The organism is Novosphingobium sp. 11B, assembly GCF_054589055.1.
Genome location: NZ_BAAILP010000284.1, coordinates 1 through 3,249, shown reverse-complemented (window position 1 = coordinate 3,249; position 3,249 = coordinate 1). Strand labels below are relative to the sequence as shown.

General features: G+C 64.0%; 4 protein-coding genes. All 4 read left to right on the top strand.

From position 1 onward, the window contains the following. Positions 1–222: 222 nt before the first annotated feature. The 4 genes from ACYPYD_RS24340 to ACYPYD_RS24325 all read left to right on the top strand — a co-directional run bounded on the left by ACYPYD_RS24340 (position 223) and on the right by ACYPYD_RS24325 (position 2,851). On the top strand, positions 223–1,035 hold the full coding sequence (locus ACYPYD_RS24340; RefSeq protein ID WP_008831597.1) for an undecaprenyl-diphosphate phosphatase: 813 nt from the start codon (positions 223–225) through the stop codon (positions 1,033–1,035). Between the two features lie 4 nt (positions 1,036–1,039). Beyond that, positions 1,040–1,828, top strand: coding sequence for a polyphosphate kinase 2 (ppk2, locus tag ACYPYD_RS24335; protein WP_459666011.1), 789 nt, complete (start codon positions 1,040–1,042; stop codon positions 1,826–1,828). A 156-nt stretch (positions 1,829–1,984) separates the two neighbouring features. Next, on the top strand, positions 1,985–2,152 hold the full coding sequence (gene rpmG, locus ACYPYD_RS24330) for a 50S ribosomal protein L33 (RefSeq protein WP_008831595.1): 168 nt from the start codon (positions 1,985–1,987) through the stop codon (positions 2,150–2,152). Positions 2,153–2,194: 42 nt separating this feature from the next. Further along, positions 2,195–2,851, top strand: a complete 657-nt coding sequence (locus ACYPYD_RS24325) for a LolA family protein (RefSeq protein ID WP_459666010.1) — start codon at positions 2,195–2,197, stop codon at positions 2,849–2,851. Positions 2,852–3,249: the final 398 nt, after the last annotated feature.

The window sequence follows — 3,249 nt, the reverse complement described above, 5'->3', positions numbered from 1 at the left end:
AAGAAGGCCCACCCCCGACCCCTCCCGCAAGCGGGAGGGGGGCAGGTGAAGTACGCCCTCCCGCTTGCGGGAGGGCCGCGAGGCTTGAGAGCGAAGCGAACTAGCCGGACGGGGTGGGCACCGCCGCGAAGCGCCACCCCAACCCGTCTTCCACCTCACATTTCTGCAATGCAGCACGTCCCCGGTTGACTTGCCCGCCCGGTGCGGCATGACCTCCAGCTTATGGACCTGACCCTAACCGCGATCCTCCTCGGCATTGTCGAGGGCCTCACCGAGTTCCTGCCCGTCTCCTCGACTGGCCATCTCATCCTTGCCACCCGCCTGTTCGGCTATGATTCGAGCCAGTGGGCGACCTTCAACATCGTCATCCAGCTGGGCGCGATCCTGGCGGTGATCGTGCAGTTCTGGCGCACCTTCTGGGCCGTGGGCATGGGGCTGCTCAAGCTCAACCCCACCTCGATCCGCTTCGTGCGCAACGTGCTGCTGGCCTTCATCCCTTCGGCGGTGCTGGGCCTGCTGTTCAACAATTATATCGAAGGCCTGCTGGGCGAGCCCGCGGTGGTCGCCTGGGCGCTCATTATCGGCGGCATCGCGATCCTCGGCATCGAGAAGGTCGCCAAGCCCGGCCCGCTTACCGGCGTTTCGGAACTGCCCGCAGTCAAGTGTATCGGCGTCGGTTTCGCGCAGTGCCTCGCCATGGTGCCGGGCGTCAGCCGCTCGGGCGCGACGATCATGGGCGCGCTGTCGATGGGGATCGAGCGCCGGACGGCGGCCGAGTTCAGCTTCTTCCTCGCCGTGCCCACCATGGTCGGTGCCACGACTCTGGAACTTCTCAAGCACCACAAGGAACTGATGGCGGGCGCGGGGCCAGTGGGCTGGAACGAGATCGCGGTCGGCTTCGTCGTCTCGTTCATCGTCGCGCTGGTGGTGATCAAGGCGTTCATGGCCTTCGTCAGCAAATCCGGCTTCGCACCCTTCGCGTGGTATCGTATCGTCGCCGGCGCACTGGCGCTGTTCCTGCTGTCGAGGATCTGAAGACATGAGCAAAGAGGAGAAACTCGGCCGCAAGGATTACGAGAAGCTCCTCGAGCCGATGGAGGAGGAACTCGTCGGCATGGCGCGCTGGGCGCAGAAGAAGGGCGCGCGCATCGTCATCCTGTTCGAAGGGCGCGATACGGCGGGCAAGGGCGGCGCGATCAAGGCCGTCTCCGGCCAGCTCAACCCCCGCCAGTGCCGCACCGTGGCGCTGGCCGCGCCGAGCGAGCGCGAGCAGGGCCAGTGGTACTTCCAGCGCTACGTCGATCACCTGCCGGCCAAGGGCGAGATCGTCCTGTTCGATCGCTCGTGGTACAACCGCGCCGGGGTCGAGAAGGTGATGGGCTATGCCACCGAGGACGAGGTCGATGCGTTCCTGCGCCACGCGCCCACCTTCGAGAAGATGCTGATCGACGACGGTATCCTGCTGTTCAAATACTGGCTCTCCTGCGATCAGGACAAGCAGGAGGAGCGCCTCCACGAACGGCTGGACGACCCGCTCAAGCGCTGGAAGCTGTCGCCGGTCGATATCGCCGCGCGCGACAAGTACGGCGAATATACCAAGGCGCGCGAGGCGATGCTCAAGGCCACGCATACCGATCATGCGCCGTGGACGCTGGTGGACTTCAACGACCAGCGGCTCGGCCGTCTGACCCTGATTCGCGATCTGCTGGCGCGGCTGCCCGATACGAAAGTGGAAGCGCCCGAACTCGACCTGCCGCCGCTCGATGCCGAACCGAAGCGCGAGAAATTCGGCGTCCTGGAGCCGATAAAGCCGTTTCCGCTCTCCTGAGCATCACGCGAATCGGTGCCGCGCCCTTGACTTTGCGAGGCCAATCCAGCAAGGGGCGCAACCTTGAAGGGCGGCGCCTCGGTGTCGCCCCTTTATAGTTTTTCGTAACGCCGGCCTGCCAGGGCGGCTGCAACTTAGAAAGTACAGGATACCGCCATGGCGAAGCCCGCAACCGTCAAGATCCGTCTTGTCTCGACCGCCGACACCGGCTTTTTCTACGTGACCAAGAAGAATCCGCGGAACACGACCGAGAAGTTCAGCTTCAAGAAGTACGATCCCGTCGTGCGCAAGCACGTCGAGTTCAAGGAAGCCAAGATCAAGTAAGGTTCACGGTCGGTTCAAGGCTGTGGACCCAACGGGAAAGCCATGAACCACGTGACAAAAATCTTTCGATCCTGTGTGAGCGCGGCCGCTTTGGCCGCGCTTTCCGTGTCCGCCGCTCTCGTTCCCGCGCAGGCCGTCGCAGCCGCGCCCGATGACGCGAAACAAGTCGAGCAGGCCGTCGCGGCCTTGCGCGGCATCGGCACGATGAAGGCGGACTTCGTCCAGACCGACCGCTCGGGCCAGACCGTCAGCGGCGTGCTGACGATGAAGAGCCCCGGCAAGATCCGCTTCCAGTACCAGCCGAGCGCCAAGATGCTGATCGTCGGCGACGGCAGGGCGCTAAACTTCATCGACTACGAAGTGCGCCAGGTGCAGCGCTGGCCGATCAAGAACAGCCCGCTCGGCGCGCTGCTCGATCCCAGCCGCGACGTCGCGAAGTTCGGCAAGCTGATCCAGACCGGCAATCCGGGCGTCGTCAGCATCGAGGTACGCGATCGCTCGCACCCCGAGTACGGCGTGATCACCCTGATCTTCACGCGCAAGGCGTCGGCCCCGGGCGGGCTGGAACTGACCTACTGGGTCTCGCTCGATTCGCAGAACAAGCGCACCACCATCAGCCTGTCCAACCAGCGCTATGGCGTCCCGGTGACCGACAACGACTTCCGCTGGAACGACCCGCGCCCGCGCAATCGTCGTTAAGTGACCAACCCCTGATCGTCGATGGCGGGAGGCGGTTTATCGCCGAATGTGCGGCTCTAGCGACAAACGGCGACAGTTTTCTTAACTTCGTTCACTTGGCAGTCAGGAGCGGCACCCCATATAGGTCTTGTCAGAACGGTTGTGAGGCGGGTTTCCCCCCTGTTGCCCGCGCCTCCTGAGTGACCGCTCTGATACTAGCGTGACGAACGCTTACAGGAACCCTCGAGCCTCTGCCCCCGGCTCGAGGGTTTTCTGTTTTCTTGGGTCAGGATTGGCCCATGCCGGGCTGCGAACGGCACCGTTCTCGCTCCGGCCTGAGCCAATCCTGACCCAAGAAAAGCACACGCATCCTCCCCGGAACGGGGAGGGGGACCATCCGCAGGATGGTGGAGGGGCAC